Here is an 18,813-nt window from a genome sequence, read left to right as displayed (position 1 = left end):
CTCATTCACTCTTCCGGGAAACGATAATTTTCCCCGTAGCCGTAATGTTCGGCGACATAATCGACATCCTTGTCGCCGCGGCCGCTGCAGCAAACCAGGATCGCCCCGGTTTCCATCTGTTTGGCCAGTTTCATCGCATAAGCGACGGCATGGGCGCTTTCCAGCGCCGGAATGATCCCTTCGTAACGCGATAATTTGAAGAAAGCGTCCACCGCCTCCTCGTCGGTCGCCGTCACATATTTCACCCGGCCCAAATCGTGCCACAGCGCATGTTCCGGACCGACCGACGGGTAATCCAGCCCGCTGGCGATCGAATAGACCGGCGACGGCTGGCCGTCCTTTTCCTGCAGCAGATAACTTTCGAAACCGTGCAGCGCCCCCAGTTTGCCGAACGTCATCGACGCGGCATGCTGGCCGACGCCGCTGCCGATTCCCAGCGGTTCGACGCCGTAGATATCGACCGGATCGGCCAGGAAACCGGAAAACATGCCCGCCGAATTGCTGCCGCCGCCGACACAGGCGCAGACCGCATCCGGCAATATGCCGGTCATCTCCAGGAACTGTTCGCGCGCCTCGACGCCGACGCACATCTGGAAGTCACGCACCATCAGCGGAAAAGGATACGGACCCACCACCGAACCGATGCAGTAGATCGAATCCTGGTAAGAACGCAGATAAGACTCAAACGCCGAATCAACCGCTTCCTTCAGGGTTTTCAAGCCGTGGGTCACCGGCACCACCCTGGCGCCGAGGATTTTCATGCGCGTCACATTCGGCGCCTGCTTGGCAATGTCGACTTCCCCCATGTGGATTTCGCATTCCAGCCCGAAATAAGCCGCCGCCGTCGCCAGCGCCACGCCATGCTGCCCGGCGCCGGTCTCGGCAATCAGCCGTTTCTTGCCCATGAATTTGGCCAGCAGCCCCTCGCCCATACAGTGGTTGAGCTTGTGGGCGCCGGTATGGTTCAAATCTTCGCGCTTCAGGTAAATCTGGCACTCGCCGAGCTTGCGCGACAACCGGTCGCAATGGTACACCGGCGTCGGGCGGCCCTGGAATTCACGCCGGATCCGGCGCAATTCGTTGATGAACTGGGCCGAGTGGCAGATCGCCTGATAGGCCTTGGTGATCTCTTCGAAAGCCGGGCGCAACGCTTCCGGTAAAATTGCCCCGCCGTAAGGCCCGAACCGGCCGTCCCGATCCGGATAGTTCTTGAAATAAGTCCGATAATCCATAACCTCTCATCTCACTGTTCGCCGTTTCCGGCAATTCAAAACCAATTTATTGTTCTTTTTCGTCAATGGCCAGTTCGCGCGGCCGGACAATGCTGCAGAAATCCGAACTCTGATCGGTCAGCGAGTGGCGCCCGAGGAACACCACCAGATCGTCCCGATCGATTTTTTTGTCTTCGAGCAGCCGTTTCACCGGCACCTGCACCAGGTCGGTGAAATTCTCCTGGTAATCGCGATGCAGCGGACAGACCCCGTAGCTCAGCGTCAACTGGCGCACCACGCCGGGATTGTAGCTGAAGGCGTAAATCGGCACCGAACCGCGATAGGCCGCGCACATCCGCGGCGACCGGCCGGTCGCCGTATTGCAGATGATCGCCCGGATCGGCAGTTTCGACGGCGATTGCAGCGCCGTCTTGACCAGATAGGCGCTGACCGCGTCGCGCGGCGCTTCAATTTCATCGATGCGGGCGAACAGCTTACTGGCGGTCCGTTCCGTTTCCAGCAGAATCCGGGTCATCATCGCCACCGATTCGACCGGATATCTGCCCTGCGCCGTTTCGCCGCTGAGCATCACCGCGTCGCTGCCGTCGAACACGGCGTTGGCGACATCGCTGACCTCCGCCCGGGTCGGCCGCGGATTGTTCTCCATGCTCTGCAGCATCTGCGTCGCGGTGATCACCGGTTTGCGGCGGCGCATGCATTCGTAAATCATATGCTTCTGAATCAACGGAATTTCCTCAAGCGGAATCTCGATGCCCAAATCGCCCCGCGCCACCATCACGCCGTAAGCGACGTCGAGGATCGAGCTCAAATTATTGACGCCCTGGCGGTTTTCGATCTTGGCGATAATGCCGATCGGGCTGTCGCTGGTGTCGAGAATGCTCTGTACCGCCATGACGTCGTCACGGCTGCGGACGAAGGAGTGGGCGATGAAGTCCAGTTTGTTTTCGATGGCGAAATCGATGAATTCCCGGTCGCGGGCGGTCAGGGCCGGCATGTTCATCTCGACGCCGGGCACATTGACCGATTTATGATTGCGGATTGTGCCGTCGTTGAGCGCCCGGCATTTCAGCACCCGACCGACCTTGCGGTCGACGATCAACTCCACCTCGCCGTCGTCGATCATGATCCGGCTGCCGGCGGGAATTTCGTCGACGAATTTGTTGTAGTTGACCTGAAAGCCGCTGCCGGGCGCCACCGTACCGGAGGAGACGTCGACGACGGCCTCTTTGGCCACCGGCAGCGGATCGTTCAAATTGCAGGTCCGGATATTCGGCCCCTTGGTATCGATCATGATGGCGATATCGTCGGAAACCTGCCGGATGTTGTTGACCATCAGCGCGGCATCTTCCAAACTCATATGGGCGGTATTCAAACGGGCGACATCCATGCCGGCCGCGTGCAAGCGGCGCAGAAAATCCACTTCGCAGTTCATCGTCGAAATGGTCGCGACGATCTTGGTTCGTTTCATTCGAGACATTTTTCACTCCTCAATTCTTCGCCTGAAATCATGTAGGTTATCATCCCTTATAACATACATGATAATTCGCAAATTCCCATTTGCGCCGGCAGGATTTTACCAATTTTCAGGATTCCACCCTCCGGACGCCTCCAACCCTCGAATCACGCTCCAAGCACCGAACGCCGTTCCGCCCCAATGCGGGCGACCGCCCCCGAACAAATCCCGGTAATCCTGCGCCGCCTCGCCGGGAAAGCGGTAGAGCTCCTCCGGCAACCGGCATGGCCACTGCGGACAGGCGGCGCACTGGGCGCACCGCAACCCCGCTTCGGCCATACAGCCATTGCAGCGGATATTCTCCGCGGCAATCTCCGGGGACAGATAATGTTCCCACCAGTCGGCGGCAACCTGTAGTGTTGCCGGCTCATCCAGACGCATGGCGATGAATGCATCACAACGGCTGTCCATCAGGCCGCAATCTGAATCGCCGTCCCTTCAGCTTCCCTGCGCTGGCCGGCCTGATCCCTTCAAAGCGCCATTTCGACATTCGCTTTTTCAGCCTCCTCCGCCGTGAAGAAGGCCCGCGGCCGCAAATGCAGTTTCCCGCCCACCCAACCGGCCGGAAAGGTCGCCAGCAGTCGATTGAAAACGGAAACATTGCCGTTGTAAAGCCGCCGGGCGGCCCGCAACCGTTCTTCCGTCTCGCGGACCGCCGTTTGCAGCTCTTTGAAATTCGCGCTGGAACGCAGATCCGGATACGCCTCGACCAATTCCGCAATCTGCCGGGAAACTTCATCCATCCTCCGGCAGGCCAGGCTCCGGCCATTCACATCCATTCCCCGCCGCAGTTCGACCAGGCTGGACAACGCTCCGGCCTCACGTTCGGCGTATTTCCGGCATAGCGCGACCATTTTCGTCAACAGATCGTAACGTTTGGTCAACGCCACCTCGATGCCGGAATCGGTCTCCTCGATTTTGACCAGCAAAACCCGGAAACGATTCACCACCGCGATGTACCACAGGCAGACGCCGACGATTACCGCCACTGCAGCGATGACCAAAACCACTCCCAACATCTTCGTTTTCTCCTTTTTTTCATAAATACGGGCGATCAAGAAAAGCCGTCATCAAATTCAGTTCCCGCGCAACTTGGCGCGTTCTTCACGCAAGGCCTGCGCCTGAGTCCCGAAATGCGCCTCAGCCTGCAGCCCGCTCAACCCATACAACCGATGCCCGACAACTGAAAGAACAATACCCTCAACCATCTGGTTGTCAACCGGTCCAAACCGCACAACGGCAAAATTTCGTTCATTTTTACGCTTCGCAGTTTCGCCGGACTGGCCGGCAAGCGCAAAATTTCCAGGCCATTCCCGCCGCGGCTGATTGATTTTCTGAAAAAACCGGCTATACTCGTTACCATTGCAGACAAACTCTTTCAATTGCGTAAAAATAAGAAAGACTCCGGGAGGATATCACATGAAAATCGACGGACGGCGTTTCTACCGGGCGGCTCTGTTCTTGCTCGCGGTGATTTTCACCGCCAATGTCTGGGCGGACAATCTGCTTGACAACGGCGATTTCCGGGAGGGTAAAAACCACTGGCAGGATTATTTCAACGGCGCCGACCTCCATTCCCGGGACGGCATTCATTTTGTCCGGATGACCAATCCGACCGGCTCCGGCATTTACGGCCTCTATCAGGATGTCGTTTTCGACGAACCTTATCAGGCCACCTTACGGCTCTCCGGCCGGACCCGCCAACACGGACCGGTCCGTTTCGGGCCGGATTTTCCTTTCTACTACGGCTGCCGTCTCGACTGCGAACTGATCGACGGCAGTTCATTCAGCGAACTGGACCTCGCCATCCGGCCGGCGGAACAAGCCGGCTGGCAGACCTTTGCCAAGGAGTGGCAGCCGCCGCTGCCGGTCAAAAAAGTCCGGGTGTACGTGCTCTTCTGGAATCTGTCCGGCGAAGTGGATTTCACCGATCTGGCGCTGGAAACGCCGCCGCCGCGTTTCGTTTACTGCCAGGCGGCCGCCAACCTCTTCGGCCCCGGTTCCCTGGAGGTGCGCGCCTATTCGCCCGAAGCGGCCGACTGGCGCGCCGAGCTGCTCCAGGGGACAAAAGTCCTGGCCGCCAGCCAGGGCAGCGGGCCGGTTCGCCTGTCGCTGCCGGCCGATCCGGAACGGGCCGGATTGACGGAATATCAATTGCGCCTGACCGGCAGCAATCCGCAGGGCGCTCTCCAGTTCACCGAATCGCAGACCGTTCACCCCGTCCCCGCCTCCCGGCCGGCTCCGTCCTTCATCGCCTGGCTGCAGAATTCGATGCGGCGGGTCTACCCGTCTTCGCTGCCGGATTCCGCCGATCCGGCCGCCGGACGGCTGCTGGCCGCCGGCAATGAATACGAATCCTTTCAGGTTGCGCTGCTGGCAGCCCCCGGCCGGGCACCAGAACCTGTCCGAGTCGAAATAACCGCTCCGGCCGATGATGCCGGCAATTCCCTGCCGCCGGATTGTGTCAAAACGTACCAGGTCGCCTGCGTACCGGTGCCGCGCCAACTGCTGCATCCGGCCGAAACCGAATCGATTCCGGACTGGTCGCCGGACGTTCTGCTGGAGCCGGAAAGCCTGTCGCTGGAACCGGGTTGGGCGCAGAGCCTCTGGGTCTGCTGTCACATCCCGGCCGGCACGCCGGCCGGCAACTATCACGGCACGGTCAAGTTGTCGGACGGCGATACGGCAATCGAAATCCCCTTCAGCATCGCCGTTCAGCCGTTCACGCTGCCGGCCCGTCCATCGTTCCGCACGGCATTCTTCAACTTGAGCCGTTTTGCCGACCACGCCTATTACCGGACCTTGTATCCAACCCTGGATTTCGCGGCCCTCGACGCCCGGCAGGACCAATTTTTCATCGACCACCGTCTGTCGCCGGTCTTTTTTTGGGATCACGTACCGGACTTCCGGCAGGACATTGAGCCCTGGCTTGATGAAATCAACGCATTCTGTCTGGCCTCCCTGTCGACCTTCGCGCCGGAAGTTTCGGGCGAACCGCCGAGTCAAGCGGCGCTGGAACACTTCAAACGGCAACTGCAGGAAAAAGTAGGTCCTTTGATCGAACAATGCCGGACAGCCGGCATTCTGGAGCGGGGATTCTTCTACGGCTTCGACGAAATGTCCCGCGATAAATTTCCGGCCATTCAAGCCTATATCGCCGCCGCCAGAGAGCTGTACCCGCAAATCCCGTTCGTCTCGACGCTGCGCTGCGCATTGACCGCCGAAGCGGCCCGGGCGGTCGGCGTCGATGAACTGGTCGTGTTCTGGCCCCGCTGCCGCCGCGACCAGATCGAACCGATGCAAGCGGCCGGAGTTCCGGTCTGGGGTTATGTGATGGCCAGTTTGCCGGACCAGTTTCCGCAATTCAACCTGCACAGCCCGCTGCTGGAAAGCCGGTCTATCTTCTGGCAGTGCTGGAATGAACAACTGGCCGGCCTGCTCTACTGGGGCGTCAACATCTGGTCCGGCACCAGCCTGACCGACCGGAACCCGCCGGGCCGGCGCAACGACCGACCGGTCCGGCACGGCGACGGCCCCCGAATCAACTGGTACGTCAACAACAATGTAGCGGATTTCCTGCACGGCGACGGACGGCTCAGTTATCCGGGCCCGGACGGCGAAGCGCTGGACTCCGTCCGGCTGATGAACATCCGCGACGGCCTGGAAGATTATGAATACCTCAAACTGCATGCCGAACGTTTCGGCGAAGCCAGGACCCGGCAGCTGGTGAAAGCGGTGACCACCGATATCGACGAATTTACCCGCGATCCGGCGGTATTGCGCCGCATCCGGGCGGAAATCGCCGCCGAACTGAACCAGTGACCGCGCTTCCTTTCTCCGCGGGCGGATAAAAAACGGGGATTGAATCGCTTCAATCCCCGGAATTCCCGAATCTGCAACGGCTCAGTAATTCTTCGCTTCGATCTCGAAATAAGCCTTCGGATGCTTACAGACCGGACAGATTTCCGGCGCCTTGGTGCCGACGCAGATATGACCGCAGTTGCGGCATTCCCAGATTTTCACTTCGGAATCGAAGAAAACCCGGCCATCCTTCACCTTGGCCAGCAGCGCCTTGTAACGTTCTTCATGGCGTTTCTCGATTTCGCCGACCCGTTTGAACATCCGGGCGATGTCGCCGAATCCTTCGGCTTCGGCCTCTTCGGCAAAGCCCTTGTACATATCGGTCCACTCATAATTTTCCCCGGCGGCGGCCGCTTCCAGATTTTCCGCCGTCGTGCCGATGCCGTCCAGCAATTGGAACCACAGCTTGGCGTGTTCCTTCTCGTTGTTGGCGGTCGCCTCGAAGATCGCGGCAATCTGCTCGTAGCCCTCTTTGCGGGCCACGCTGGCAAAATAAGTGTATTTGTTGCGCGCCTGGGATTCGCCGGCAAACGCGGTTGCCAAATTCTGCGCCGTCTTCGTTCCTTTGAGTTCAGCCATGATCGTCTCCTAAAGTTGGGTTGAGTTCCATTGTAATCATTTTTAATAATGATTACTATTATTATAACTGTTTTTTCCCGGATGTCAAATCATTTCCTCCGGAAAAATGGATTTTTCAAGCAATCCGTTTGGAATTGATCAATTCGACGATCGCTTCCGGGTGGCCGACGCCGCGCATGCTGATTTCCACCTCGGCCGTGCCGGCGGTGCCGATGAAGATATCGCCGATGTGAAAGATACGCTGCCAGAAGCTCTGATGCATATTCACCGAACGGATATCGACGATCCGCACCTCCTGAATATGCTTCTCCAGCAATCCCTGGCGGGCGATGATGCGCTGGCTGGTGATCGTGTAGCAGTTGGAGCACACCTGCAAATAATAGAACGGCAACACCAGCAGCAGGAACGGCAGCAGCGCGGTCAGCGACCAGACCGCCGCCAGCCAGACAGCCAGTTTGATGCCCAGAAAAAGCACGGCATATACCGCCGCCGCGGCCAGCAGCGACAACATTCCCCAGCCGGCCAACGCCGGCCAGTAATTCCGCCAGGACAATTTGTTTTTTTCCAGTATCGTTTCCCCGATCATCAACATCGTCCGCTTCATCCTTTCTGTTTTGACCGCTCCGGCTCCGATCGGCGGATGCGGAAATAATTTTTCAACAATTTCAGCCGGTACAGCAATACCGCCCACCAGCGGTGCTGGCCGTAGCGCAGTTTTACCGTCAATTCATCCAGCAGACAGTGTCGGATGTTGCTGTCGGCCAGGCCGCCTTCACGGAAAAATGCGATCAATACCGGGCAATAGACGATCTGCAGACGATAATAATTGACGGCGCGGTACATGAAGTCATAGTCGGCCAGCAATTTGAGTTTGGTATCATAAACGCCGATCCGTTCGTAGACCGCTTTCGGACAGAACATCGAAGGATGCGGAGCAAAGGCGCCGATCCGGCGCTGCCGCGGCCGGAATCCTTTCACCCGCCCCAGCTTTTCGTATTGGACATCACCCCAGAAGATGACCCGGTCGAGCGCCCGGCCGGCCAGAGCATCCTCCACAGTCTGAAAAGCTCCGGGCAAATAATAGTCGTCGGCGTTGATGATACCGATGACATCGCCGGTCGCCAGCCGGATGCCCTTGTTCATCGCATCGTACAATCCGTCATCCGGTTCGCTGACCACCCGGGCCAGCCGGTCGCGATAACGGTCAATGACCTCCAAAGTACCGTCGGTCGAACCGCCGTCGATGATCAGATATTCCACGTCCGCCCGGCATCGCTGCTCCAGCACCGAACAAATCGTCTGCTCAATGGTAGAAACCGCATTCCAGACGACAGTAATGATCGACAACTTCACCGATGCATCCACTCCTGAACTGAATTACTTGATTCATTCAAAATACCGCCGCTCCGGCTCAAATGCAATCATTTGCCGGATTTTTTCACCTTTTTCATCGCATCCAGCAGTGCATTCTCCTTCCCGGCGGCGGGCGGGACAGTTTTCCTGGCCTCCGGTTCCGACGCCGGCGTTTTTTTCGCCGGCGGCACTTTGGCCTCCCGTTTGGCCAGGATCTTATGACGGCGGTGCGCCTGTTTCAGCATCGCCGACATCTCCGTGCCGCTCTGCTCCGGATCGCGCCGCGGTGCCGGCGTTTTGGGCGTCACCGCCGCTTTCGAACGCTTCCACCAATGGTGCAACATGCCGAATACCCCCAAACGCCGTTCCAGCACCTCCAGCAGCAACACCAGAATTGCCGCCGCCAGCAACCAGGAGCGCCACGACCGCACCCGGCCGCGGCTCGGCAGATCGTCCCAGATCCGGTCCAGATCCAGCCGTTCAATCCCGCCGGTCAGCCGGCAAAGCGACTCCAGACTCGCCTTGAAATCCGCCTTGTCCAGCGGCCGATACTCCGGCGAATAGGGCAGAATCACCGGCGGCAGCGTCTGCGGCGGCACATTCTCGATCAATACGGTCGCCAGCGTCGTCTCCCGGCCGGAAAGCGGCACATCGACCGCCAGCGTATCCGGGTCCAGCCATTGCATCGTCAACCGGCTGCTGCTGACCGGCCGCTCGCCGTCGCCGCGCATCACCACGACCTCCGGCAGCTTCCGGAAGGAATCGCTGTGCCGTTCCGGGTCGAGCAACAGCCGGATATGCTGGACGCCGCCCTCGGTCCGCTGGGTCAAAAGCATATTGTCCGGCAGACCGCCGGAGCGATAATCGGCAATGTAATCCGCCACCGAGGTCAGCAATTCGCCGGCCGCCGGCCACTGGACGAACGAGGCGGAATATTTGCCGTCCACCTCCCCGGTAAAAGCGGCCGCCCGGCCGAGCCCCACCTGCCACCAGGCCAGAATCGGCGCCTGATAACTGTCCTCGGTGACGATGCCGAGCTGGGCGCCCGGCCGCAGATAACAGAGGTTGTAGCCGTCGACGGAAAAGCTCTCGCCGAAACCGGCCGGCCGCAGGGTCCGGATCGCCCCGGTCAATTTCACCGCAGTCGGCTCTTCGACGAAAGTATTGCGCGCCACGACGATGGTGTCCAGCGCGAACAGCCGGGGCAATTCATCGGCCCGGTCGGTGAAAAAACAGCGGCCGCCGCCGCGGGCGGCGACATCCTGCAGAAACGCCGCATCGCTGTCGGTATCTTTGCCCAACCCGATGACGCTGACCGTCATCCCGGCCTGCGTGCATTGAAACAGCAGCTCCTGGTAATTGCCCGGTTCCTCGGCATCGGCCGCATCGGCGAATAAAATGATATGGCGGGTGCCGCTGTTCGCCCCGGACACCGTCTTGATCGCCTCCAGCAGACCGGTATAAACGAAGATGCCGCCGCCCATCGACTGAATGTCCAGAATTTTCTGCCGCAGCGAACCGACCACCGAAACCGGCAGCAACGGCACCACTTCGTGCGGTTCGGTATCGACGGCAAAGACGGCGATTTCATCGAGCGGCGAAAGCATATCCAATACTTCGACCGTCGCCAGATTGGCCAGATCCATTTTGGTCTTGCCGTCGCCGACCGACGCGGCCATGCTGCCGGAGCGATCCAGCGCCACCGCCACCGCCAGCGACATCTTGCGGTGTTCCCGGCGCAGCTCCATCGACACCGGCAGCACCTCCTCCAGCGGCGACTTGAAATAGCCGCCCAACGCAAACGAGTGCTGGCCGCCGGTCATCCACAAACCGCAATTGCCGTTGCGCACCATCTCGGCGATATTCTGCAGGCCGCTGCGGCCGATCGCATCGGCCATGACATTTTCGATGATGATACCGGCGTAGGAGGCCAGTTCGGCAACCTGGAAGGTCAACTGCTGCGGCCGCCGGACGACGACGTCCAGGCCGCTCTTCCGCAACACCCCCGCCAGGCCGGACGCTTCGGAATCGGTGATCAGCAACAACGGCCGCTGTCCCGCCGCCCGCACCAGGAAGCGCGCCTGATTGTTCTCCGGCCGCATATCCGGCACTTCGCCGCCGTCGATTTCGAAACGGTAGCGCGCCACCTGCGGTCCGGCAATCCGGTCTTTGAAATAAAAGCGGCTGCTGCCCTCCTCCAGTTCCAGTTCGCCGCTGGTGATCACCTGTTCATTGCGCAACAACGTATATTTCACCGCCATTTTCTGCGGCGCGCTCAAATGCAGCCCGACGGTAAAATATTCATCGACCGCGACTTCGCCGGGCGCATCCACCTCCAGGATCGCCAGATCCCCCTGCTGCATGCGCACCTGCCGCCGGAAATCGACCGGAATGTTCCGGGCCGCTGCCAGAGCGAACAAACCGGACGGATCGGCCCCGGTCCAATTGCCGTCCGACAACACCAGCAGCCGGCCGGAGCTGTCCTGCGGAATCAAAGCCAGAGCGCTCTGCACCGCCGCCTTCAGATTGGTCTGATCCCGGTCGAGAATGCTCTTGAAATCTTCGAAAACACCGGCCTCCGGCAGTTTTTCGACGACATTGCCGTTGGCGAAAGCCACCACTCCCAGCCGGTTGCCGCCGCTCTGCCGCCGTTCGATCAATTTGACCGCGTCGGCCTGCTCCTGAAGCTGGGCCGGCGTCATCGAGCTGCTGCGGTCGGCGACGACCACGACCACCCCCTGCCGGTCCGGCAGCCGCACCGACAAATCGGCCAGCGCCAGTACGATCAAAGTATACAAAATCACCCGCAATGTCGTCAGCGTCCGGCTGGGCAACGGATTCCAAATCATCAATGCCAGCAGCGGAAAAGCGGCCAGTAAAAATAACGCTTCGCCGAATATCATGCTCTGCCCTTCCGGTTCAGATACTGGTGCAGCGCCAGCACCGCCAACGCCGCCAGTATGAAGATAAAACTGATGTTCCAATAGTTGCGCTGCAGCATCGCCGGCAACATTTCCCCCTGCCAGTTGCCGGTCGTCTTTTCCCGCAAATCCGACTCGTTGAAATTCAACGCATTGACCTGGATGGTCCACCACGGCTTGCCGTCGGCATCCAGCCAGGCGTAGCGGCCGATCGGCAGCTCGGTCAATTCGAGCGCGCCGCCGACCACGGTAAAACGCTCGACTTCGCCGTCGGCGTACTCCAGCCTCGCCTCGGCCATCTGCGGCGGAAAGGTCAGGCGGATATTTTCACCGCTGCGGAAATTGTTCCGCACCGCGCCGGGCCGCCGGGACTGCACGGTATCGACCAGGTTGTAAATCAGCACCGGCCAGGCGGGCGTCTCCGCCAGCGTCGAAGTGTTGCTCTGGAGATTGGCGAACACTTCAAACTGATTGTTGTCGACATTGACCACGCTCAGCAACGGCGTTTTGCCGCCCATCACCAACGGAATTCCCGGCAGCGAACAGTCCTGGACGCCGCCCCAGATGACACCGGTCAAATCCAGCCCGTCGGTCAACGGATGGTTGCGGTTGACGGTGAACGGAGCGGCCAGCACCTGCGCCTTTCCTTCGGTGTTGATATAAAAAATACTGCCGTCGGCGGAACGCATCCGCTGCGGATCGACGGTGATCACCAGCTCGGCGTCCGCATCGACCAGTTCCGTCAAACCGGTGCTGGCCAGCGCTTCCAGCAACTGCCGCCGCAACGGCGACTCCGGGACATCCACTTCCACTTTCAACTGCGGCCGCTCTTCCGGCAGCAACCGGATGGCATTGTCGAACGGCAATGCGTCTTCGGTCGTCAACTGCAATTGGATTTCGCCGCTGCCGGCCGGCAAATCCAGCGTCAACTTGCGCAGTTCACCCGGCTGCAGCTCCAGATCATGCTTCAACGGCGGCGCCGTCGGCCGGTTCGGAAAACTGACGATCAGCGACGTCGCCTGCGCGGCCGAAGCGATATTGGCCACCACCGCCATCACCCGGCCGCCTTCCGGACGGTCGAGCCGGGCGGCATTGACCAGCGCCAGATTGGGCGCGGCGGCGCCGAGCGCCCGGAAATGCAGATTGTTCGGCAGATCGCTGCCGACTGGCGGCGCATCGGTAAAAACCCAGAGTTCCTGCTGTTCCCGGTCGAATTTCCGGGCCAGCGCCATCGCTTCAGCCAATTCGGCGCGCACTTCATCGGCAGTCCAATAATGCCGGACGGCGTTCAAGGCGATCTGCGGTTCGATGAATTCGCCGAGATTCCGCACCGTCGAACCGGCCAGCAGCAACCGGATGCGCCGGTTGCCGTGCGCCTTGATCAACTGGGTCACCTCCTGTTCCGCCCGGTCCCGGACCGTCCCGCGGTCCGACAGCCGGCGCTGCATCGAATAGGAATTGTCCAGCACCAGGGTCAGCGGCGCCGCCGCACTGTTGCGCGGCAACAACGGCAGAGCCGCCGCCAGCACCAGCAGGAGAATCACCAAGGCTTCCAGGAAAAAATTCAACGGCAGCGGCAGCCGGCTCAGTTTGAAGCCGCTGCGCTGCGATTTCAACTGATTGCGCCACAGGAACAACCCGGAAACCGGCTGCGCCTTCGACCGCCGGAACAAATAATAAATGACCAATAACAACAGCAGCGTCGCCAGCAACAGCAGCCACCCTTTATCCGCCCAGAATATCATGCCCGCGCCTTTCTCATACGTGTCGGATCAGTTCCGCCGCCAATAAACTTTGCAAATCGAATTTTTCCAGGAACTCCTCGGCGGTGATCAGCAGCAGCCGCGCGCCCGCCTCCCGGCAGGCCCGTTCCCAATTCTGCTGGTGCGTCGCCAGCGTCAGCCGGTATTTTTCCAGCGCGGTCGCATCGAGAAACAACTCATCGTGTTCGCCGCTTTCGACATCCACCAGCCGGATGTTGCCGTTCCAGCCCGGATCAAGATCCGCCCGGCCCAGAATCTGGATGACCACCAGTTCGGCGGCTTCTTCGCGCAATTTGCGCAGCACCGTCTCCGGCGGCGCGTCCCACAACAGATCGGTCAGCAGGATGCGGATGCCGCGATGCTGAAACGTACCGGTAAATTCATTCAGCGTCACCGACAGCGGCGCAATGCCGTCGAAGACCACCCCGTCCCAGTCCATCGGCGCTCCGCCGCCGTTGCGGACCGGCATCAACTGTTCGCGGCTCAGCCACACCCGGGTCAAAAAGCCGGAATTGCCGGCGCAAACCGCCAGCAGCGACGCCAGCGTCAGCAGCGCTTCCGCCTTGCCGCTGCCGGGCAGAGCCATCGAGGCGCTGCCGTCCAGGATCAAATCGAGCCGCGGATTGATCTCTTCCCGGTACATTTTCACGGTCAGATGTTCGGTTCTGGCATAGACGTTCCAGTCCAGGTTGCGCAAATCGTCACCGGGCTGGTAATCCCGGTGCTCCATGAATTCCAGCGAACTGCCGACCCGGCGGCCGAGTTTCACGCCCAATCCGCCGTCGGCAATGCCATGCTGCATGACGAAGACATACTCGCCGCCGATCGAGGCGCCCTGGACCAGAAATTTACGGTATTCTTCAGCAGTGGGCATCGTACGACGCCTCCTCCGGTTCCACCGGTTCGAAATATTCCCGGAACTGACGCCAGAAGTCCGGCAGATTCAACACCAGAAACACCAGCAGCCAGCCCCCGGCCGCCGCCAGCGCCACCTCGGAATCGCTCTCCATAAAGCCGATCGGCGTCACGCATCGCGCCACCATCGAATCCCCGGTAACCACCGTGCTCAGCACCGAAACGACAATTGCAAACACCGCGACGACAACCCAGGCGTGCGCCCCGGAGAAGGAACGCCAGCGCCGTTCCACCAGACGCAGCAGCAGCAAAGCCGCCGCGGTATAGGCGCCGATGTACATGAAAAAGCCCATCAGGTTGGCGGCATGGAATCTCGGGTCGAGTCCGTGCAGGCCGAAATAAAGCCCGAATGAACCGCCGCCCAGCAACAGCGCATAACAAACCCCGCCGGCCGAACCGCTGGACACCAGGAAATAAACGCACCGCAGCAGCGCGCTGTTCGGCAATTTCTGCAACACCCGCTTCGACTGCTTCAACCGCTCCATCACCGCCATCACCATCGTCAACGACGCCAGCGCCACCGACAGCACCAGCCAGATGTCCCAGCCGTCCGCCGGCAGCAGACCGAGCAATACCGGCAGCAGCGCTGCATCGACGACCAGGAAGGTGCTGCGCACCGGCAGCATCCGGTTGGCCGACGGCGGCAGCAGCGAAACCAGCGTCAGAACATAGCAGACGATAAAACACAGGATGCAGAAAATGCTGCAGGTCGTAAAAAACTCCAACATGCCGCGGGCATGATAATGCATCGTGCTGATCACCCCGACATAAGTGCTGAAAACGATGATGCCGCAAATCACCAGCGCGCCGCGCAGCACCCAACTGCCGAGCGTCCCGCACAACAGCAGAAATTGAGTGAGCACCAGCGAGATGCAAAAAGAAATCCCGATGAAGAACAGCACATCCTCCATCGCCACGCCGCGCAGATAGTAGCTGAGCACCAGCGACGGCAGACACAAACTGAACATCAGGAAGTTGAGCACCAGCACCGACAGGAATTTGCCGTTGATCAGCCGCGGCGCCGTCAGCGTGGTGATGTAAATCAGATCCATCGCCTCCGCCCGGCGCTCTTCGGCAAAACGCGAAGCGGCCGGATAGGCGGCGCCGAACATCGCGCCAAAAGTCAAAATCAGCAGCGACCAGCCGATGAATTCCCGCCCGACGCCCTCGTTGATGCTGGACATATTGACATTGGCCGCCACCACCGCAAAAACCAGCAGATTGACTATCAGCAGCAATCCGCAACTGGCCAGCAGCCCCCGCCCGTTGAAAGACTGCCGCATCTCCTTGACTACGATCGGATTGATCCAATCGTCGGCTTTCGCCCAATATTCCTTGAAATTCACGGTAAACTCCTATTTGATCATCGCCAGTAAAATCATGTAGGGAATCACCAGCCCGGCAATGCCGATGATCAGCACAGCCAGCGGCGGCACGAAAAACAAACTGACCGCCATGATCGGCACGAACTGCAGCAACAGCCAGATCAGTCCGCAACGCACCAGCCAGTTGCGGGTCCCGCCCAGCAACATCGAGCACAACGTCACAAACAGAAAACAGAACAGATAAGCCAGCACCCCGCCGAGCACGTCCCACAGCGTCACGCCGCGCATGAAAAAACTCAGGAACAGCGACGGCAGACACATGCTCAGCAACAGAATCCCACCGAGCAGCGCCGCCAGCATCTTGCCGTGCAGCAGCCGTTTGCCGTCCATGCTGGTCAGCCAGATCAGCTTCATCGCATCGGATTTCACTTCCGCCGCATAGCGCCAGCCGAACGAAATGCCGAACGACAATGAGGCGATGCCGGTCAGCAGCCACAGCGACACCCGCAAAAACGTCGGGCCGTAGGCGGTGGTGACATCGGTCATATTGCGCAATTGCCAGGCGAACACCACCAGGTTGCCGATCAACAGCCCCAGACTGCCGTAGATGACGGCGGAATTGCTGAATATCTGCCGCAATTCCTTGATCAACATTGGATTGAGATAATCAGACCAGGCGTCGAGTTTCGCTTCCAGACTCATTGCACCTGCCCATGGGTAATTTTCATGAAAATATGCTCCAGGTTCAATTTCTGCGGCTGGAAGGAATTGATGCGGCAGCCGCCTTTCACCAGGAAGTTCAACAATTCCCAGCAGGCCTCATCCTCCGAGGAGGAGATCTCCAGCACCACTTTGCTGCCTTCCAGGCGAGCCACGGTCACCAGCGGCATCTCCTGGGCTTTCAGCAGCACCACTTCGGGGTCGCCGAGACACTGAACCAGCACGGTCATATTTTTCCTGCTCTCGGCGGTTTGCTCCGCCACGATGTCGTCGAGTTTGCCGGCCGACAGAATCTTGCCGCGTTCGATGATCACCGCTCCGTCGCACATATCCTGCAGTTCCGACAGAATGTGCGAAGAGAGCAGGATCGCCTTGCCCTGCGAGGCCAGAATTTTCAGCAGCTCGCGCAGTTCCAGCCGGGCGCGCGGATCCAAACCGGCCGCCGGCTCGTCCATAATCAGCACCTCTGGGTTGTGGATCAACGCCCGGGCCAGGCAGACACGCTGTTTCATCCCCTTCGACAGAGCCCTGACGAATTTGTCGCGCAGTTCGCCGAGGTTGGTGAACTCTTCGATCTGCCTGACCATGCTGTGGCGCATCCCGCCTTTCAAGCCGTAGGCCCGGGCGAAAAAATCCAGATATTCCCAGACCCTGATGTCGCTGTGCTCCGGCAGCGCATCCGGCATGAATCCGACAAAGCCGCGGATTTTATCCGGATATTCGGTCACCGAGACGCCGTCGTAAAAGACATCGCCGCAGGTCGGCAAATCGAGCGTCGCCATCACTTTGATCGTCGTCGTCTTGCCGGCGCCGTTCGGTCCGATGAAACCGAAAATATTGCCGCTCTCAAAGGAAAACGAAATGTTGTCCACCGCAATCTTGTCGCCGAAATAACGAACCAGATTCTTCACTTCCACTTTCATTTCGTTTTTTCCTCCTCTGCAAAGTGCCCGAATACCGCGGCTTTCTGCGACAATTTTCCGGCTTCAAAGCCGGTTTCGATAAACGGCGAAGCGACCAGCTCGGCGTAATAGTTGCCGGCCGGCAACTGTTCCGCCGACGGCTGGCGGAAGGAGTTCCAGCCGTGCAGAAAGTTGTCGCGCAGTTCAAATTCCCGGCTGACGCCGCCGCCCTCCTTCGGCCACAGCACCGCCCGGGCGCCGCCGGGCAGCGGCGTCGCAGATTCATACGCTTTCCGGTCCGGCATTTTGATCGCCAGGAAAGTGATTTCCCCGCCCAGGCCGTTGACCACTTCCAGGCTGCCGTCCGCCAGCGGGTTGATTTTCAACCGTTCCAGCCGATTTTCCGCTTTGCGGAAAGCAATCGCACCCGGCAGCCGCGGCACGAACCAGCTGCCGGTCAGCAACTGGCCGGCACTGTCGTCAATCTGCAGATAGCCGGAATCGGCGGTGCCTTCGCCGAAACGCAATTCCATCGCCTCAGAAAATTTCAGGCCGTCCGGCGACACCGCACCGTAAATTCCCATGTTGCCGATGGTGGCCGCCTGCTGGCGGATTTCATCGAGGTAGGTCATCGAATGAATTCCCTGCTGGATACCCCAGCCTTCGGCGACGAAGGCATAGCCGACGATCAGTCCGGCGAACACCAGCGAAATCAGCGGCGTCGTCACCAGCAGCAGCATCAAACGTTTCCGGCGCATCAGGACGATGTAGTTGACCGGCCCGACGATGATGGCGAAAACCACCATCACCAGCATCAGCGGCACCGCCGGAAAATTGTTGCTGTCGATCGACAGCAGCGCCCGGAACAGATTACCGCTGTTCTTCATCGCGTTGTCGTTGACCGTATTCTGGAAGCGCTGCCAGTCGCGCTCCAGATACTGCCAGTCGCTCTCCGAAAATGCTTCCGGTTCAATGGAGGAGTACAGCAAATAACCGAATCCGACGTTTTCACGCCGCCAATATTCGTTCAGCAGCACCGCCCGCTCCGGCGCTTCCACGCCGATCAGCAGAATGACGCCTCCGAGGTCGGCGTACTGCAGCAAAGCGTTTTTCACCTCTTCCGGCATCTCCTTCCAATCCCGGCCGGTCAACATGATCATCGGCACGCCGCTGTAGGCCAGCGCGTATTTGCTCCACTGGGCCACCGGCATGCTGGACATCTGGTATTCGATGCCGCCGCTGTAACTGCCGGCCGGGCCCTGATAAAATTTACCGGAATTGCCCGGTACCTGCTGCGACAGCAGAATCACCGTGTTGCGGCCGAAATTGCCGGAAGTTCCCGGCTGCAGATTGTGCTTGTCCGGCGTGAATACCCGGCCGTTGACCTCGATCGTCAACTGCGGATTGTTCATCGCCAGCGGCGGCTGCCACAACGACACTTTCATGCTGCTTTCCGGCGGCAGCGTCACCTTGCGCGACAGCCGGTTGAGCCCCCTGCCGTAGTTGTAAGCCGCCTCAAGCGTCAATCCCACCTGTTTGACTTCCGGACTGCGGTTGGTCAGCGAAAAACCGATTTCAGTGTAACCGTTGCCGCGTCCCACCAACTGCGGCAGCAAAGTGACATCGACTTCATTCAATTCGACGGCCCGCAGCGACAGCGGCAAAAACGCCAGCAATGCCAGGACCGCAGCCGCTCCCATCGTCGTTATTTTCCTCATCGTCCCATCTC

The 18,813-nt window shown here is 59.7% G+C and carries 16 protein-coding genes; 1 reads left to right on the top strand and 15 read right to left on the bottom strand.

The annotated features are described in order from the left end of the window. Nucleotides 1-5: 5 nt before the first annotated feature. The 5 genes from trpB to HWX74_RS10945 all read right to left on the bottom strand — a co-directional run bounded on the left by trpB (nt 6) and on the right by HWX74_RS10945 (nt 4,127). Nucleotides 6-1,232: a tryptophan synthase subunit beta gene (gene trpB, locus HWX74_RS10965; RefSeq protein ID WP_176013577.1), complete on the bottom strand. Its 1,227-nt coding sequence runs from the start codon at nt 1,230-1,232 to the stop codon at nt 6-8. Between the two features lie 46 nt (nt 1,233-1,278). Next, nucleotides 1,279-2,700 (bottom strand): pyruvate kinase, encoded by a 1,422-nt coding sequence (gene pyk / locus HWX74_RS10960; RefSeq protein WP_176013576.1) that lies wholly within the window; start codon nt 2,698-2,700, stop codon nt 1,279-1,281. 105 nt (nt 2,701-2,805) lie between these two features. Beyond that, nucleotides 2,806-3,156, bottom strand: a complete 351-nt coding sequence (locus tag HWX74_RS10955) for a hypothetical protein (RefSeq protein ID WP_176013575.1) — start codon at nt 3,154-3,156, stop codon at nt 2,806-2,808. Between the two features lie 59 nt (nt 3,157-3,215). Further along, nucleotides 3,216-3,764 (bottom strand): LemA family protein, encoded by a 549-nt coding sequence (locus tag HWX74_RS10950; RefSeq protein WP_176013574.1) that lies wholly within the window; start codon nt 3,762-3,764, stop codon nt 3,216-3,218. A gap of 57 nt (nt 3,765-3,821) precedes the next feature. Next, complete coding sequence (locus tag HWX74_RS10945) at nt 3,822-4,127, bottom strand: hypothetical protein (protein WP_176013573.1); 306 nt, start codon at nt 4,125-4,127, stop codon at nt 3,822-3,824. Between the two features lie 37 nt (nt 4,128-4,164). On the opposite strand from HWX74_RS10945, the gene HWX74_RS10940 reads away from it, so the two are divergent. Further along, nucleotides 4,165-6,567 (top strand): DUF4091 domain-containing protein, encoded by a 2,403-nt coding sequence (locus HWX74_RS10940; RefSeq protein ID WP_176013572.1) that lies wholly within the window; start codon nt 4,165-4,167, stop codon nt 6,565-6,567. 81 nt (nt 6,568-6,648) lie between these two features. Here the strand turns inward: HWX74_RS10940 and rbr are convergent, their stop codons facing one another. The 10 genes from rbr to HWX74_RS10890 all read right to left on the bottom strand — a co-directional run bounded on the left by rbr (nt 6,649) and on the right by HWX74_RS10890 (nt 18,802). Further along, a complete protein-coding gene (rbr, locus tag HWX74_RS10935) occupies nt 6,649-7,185 on the bottom strand; it encodes a rubrerythrin (protein ID WP_176013571.1) in 537 nt (178 codons plus the stop codon). A gap of 115 nt (nt 7,186-7,300) precedes the next feature. Then, nucleotides 7,301-7,777, bottom strand: a complete 477-nt coding sequence (locus HWX74_RS10930) for a PH domain-containing protein (RefSeq protein ID WP_176013570.1) — start codon at nt 7,775-7,777, stop codon at nt 7,301-7,303. A gap of 8 nt (nt 7,778-7,785) precedes the next feature. After that, nucleotides 7,786-8,538 carry a glycosyltransferase family 2 protein gene (locus HWX74_RS10925; protein WP_176013569.1) on the bottom strand — a complete coding sequence of 251 codons (753 nt, stop codon included), beginning with the start codon at nt 8,536-8,538 and terminating at the stop codon, nt 7,786-7,788. A gap of 68 nt (nt 8,539-8,606) precedes the next feature. After that, nucleotides 8,607-11,441, bottom strand: coding sequence for a VWA domain-containing protein (locus HWX74_RS10920; RefSeq protein ID WP_176013568.1), 2,835 nt, complete (start codon nt 11,439-11,441; stop codon nt 8,607-8,609). Beyond that, nucleotides 11,438-13,204 carry a BatA domain-containing protein gene (locus HWX74_RS10915; protein WP_176013567.1) on the bottom strand — a complete coding sequence of 589 codons (1,767 nt, stop codon included), beginning with the start codon at nt 13,202-13,204 and terminating at the stop codon, nt 11,438-11,440. Before HWX74_RS10915 ends, HWX74_RS10920 begins: the two co-directional genes overlap by 4 nt. Before the next feature lie 13 nt (nt 13,205-13,217). Next, complete coding sequence (locus HWX74_RS10910) at nt 13,218-14,096, bottom strand: DUF58 domain-containing protein (RefSeq protein ID WP_176013566.1); 879 nt, start codon at nt 14,094-14,096, stop codon at nt 13,218-13,220. Further along, complete coding sequence (locus HWX74_RS10905; protein ID WP_176013565.1) at nt 14,083-15,483, bottom strand: hypothetical protein; 1,401 nt, start codon at nt 15,481-15,483, stop codon at nt 14,083-14,085. Before HWX74_RS10905 ends, HWX74_RS10910 begins: the two co-directional genes overlap by 14 nt. Before the next feature lie 9 nt (nt 15,484-15,492). Further along, nucleotides 15,493-16,164: a hypothetical protein gene (locus tag HWX74_RS10900; RefSeq protein WP_176013564.1), complete on the bottom strand. Its 672-nt coding sequence runs from the start codon at nt 16,162-16,164 to the stop codon at nt 15,493-15,495. Further along, a complete protein-coding gene (locus HWX74_RS10895) occupies nt 16,161-17,105 on the bottom strand; it encodes an ABC transporter ATP-binding protein (protein ID WP_176013563.1) in 945 nt (314 codons plus the stop codon). Before HWX74_RS10895 ends, HWX74_RS10900 begins: the two co-directional genes overlap by 4 nt. Then, nucleotides 17,102-18,802, bottom strand: a complete 1,701-nt coding sequence (locus tag HWX74_RS10890; RefSeq protein WP_176013562.1) for a hypothetical protein — start codon at nt 18,800-18,802, stop codon at nt 17,102-17,104. Before HWX74_RS10890 ends, HWX74_RS10895 begins: the two co-directional genes overlap by 4 nt. Nucleotides 18,803-18,813 lie beyond the last annotated feature (11 nt).

This window comes from Victivallis sp. Marseille-Q1083 (assembly GCF_903645315.1).
Taxonomy (GTDB): domain Bacteria; phylum Verrucomicrobiota; class Lentisphaeria; order Victivallales; family Victivallaceae; genus UMGS1518.
Note: the sequence above shows the minus strand (reverse complement) of the source record. Positions and strands in the feature narration are given on the sequence as shown.

Coding starts and splice junctions, on each gene's coding strand:
- HWX74_RS10900 (WP_176013564.1), bottom strand. CDS start 16,164: ATGAGTCTGGAAGCGAAACTCGACGCCTGGTCTGATTATCTCAATCCA.
- HWX74_RS10915 (WP_176013567.1), bottom strand. CDS start 13,204: ATGATATTCTGGGCGGATAAAGGGTGGCTGCTGTTGCTGGCGACGCTG.
- HWX74_RS10940 (WP_176013572.1), top strand. CDS start 4,165: ATGAAAATCGACGGACGGCGTTTCTACCGGGCGGCTCTGTTCTTGCTC.
- HWX74_RS10950 (WP_176013574.1), bottom strand. CDS start 3,764: ATGTTGGGAGTGGTTTTGGTCATCGCTGCAGTGGCGGTAATCGTCGGC.
- trpB (WP_176013577.1), bottom strand. CDS start 1,232: ATGGATTATCGGACTTATTTCAAGAACTATCCGGATCGGGACGGCCGG.
- HWX74_RS10930 (WP_176013570.1), bottom strand. CDS start 7,777: ATGTTGATGATCGGGGAAACGATACTGGAAAAAAACAAATTGTCCTGG.
- HWX74_RS10955 (WP_176013575.1), bottom strand. CDS start 3,156: ATGGACAGCCGTTGTGATGCATTCATCGCCATGCGTCTGGATGAGCCG.
- HWX74_RS10920 (WP_176013568.1), bottom strand. CDS start 11,441: ATGATATTCGGCGAAGCGTTATTTTTACTGGCCGCTTTTCCGCTGCTG.
- HWX74_RS10910 (WP_176013566.1), bottom strand. CDS start 14,096: ATGCCCACTGCTGAAGAATACCGTAAATTTCTGGTCCAGGGCGCCTCG.
- HWX74_RS10890 (WP_176013562.1), bottom strand. CDS start 18,802: ATGAGGAAAATAACGACGATGGGAGCGGCTGCGGTCCTGGCATTGCTG.
- rbr (WP_176013571.1), bottom strand. CDS start 7,185: ATGGCTGAACTCAAAGGAACGAAGACGGCGCAGAATTTGGCAACCGCG.
- pyk (WP_176013576.1), bottom strand. CDS start 2,700: ATGAAACGAACCAAGATCGTCGCGACCATTTCGACGATGAACTGCGAA.
- HWX74_RS10895 (WP_176013563.1), bottom strand. CDS start 17,105: ATGAAAGTGGAAGTGAAGAATCTGGTTCGTTATTTCGGCGACAAGATT.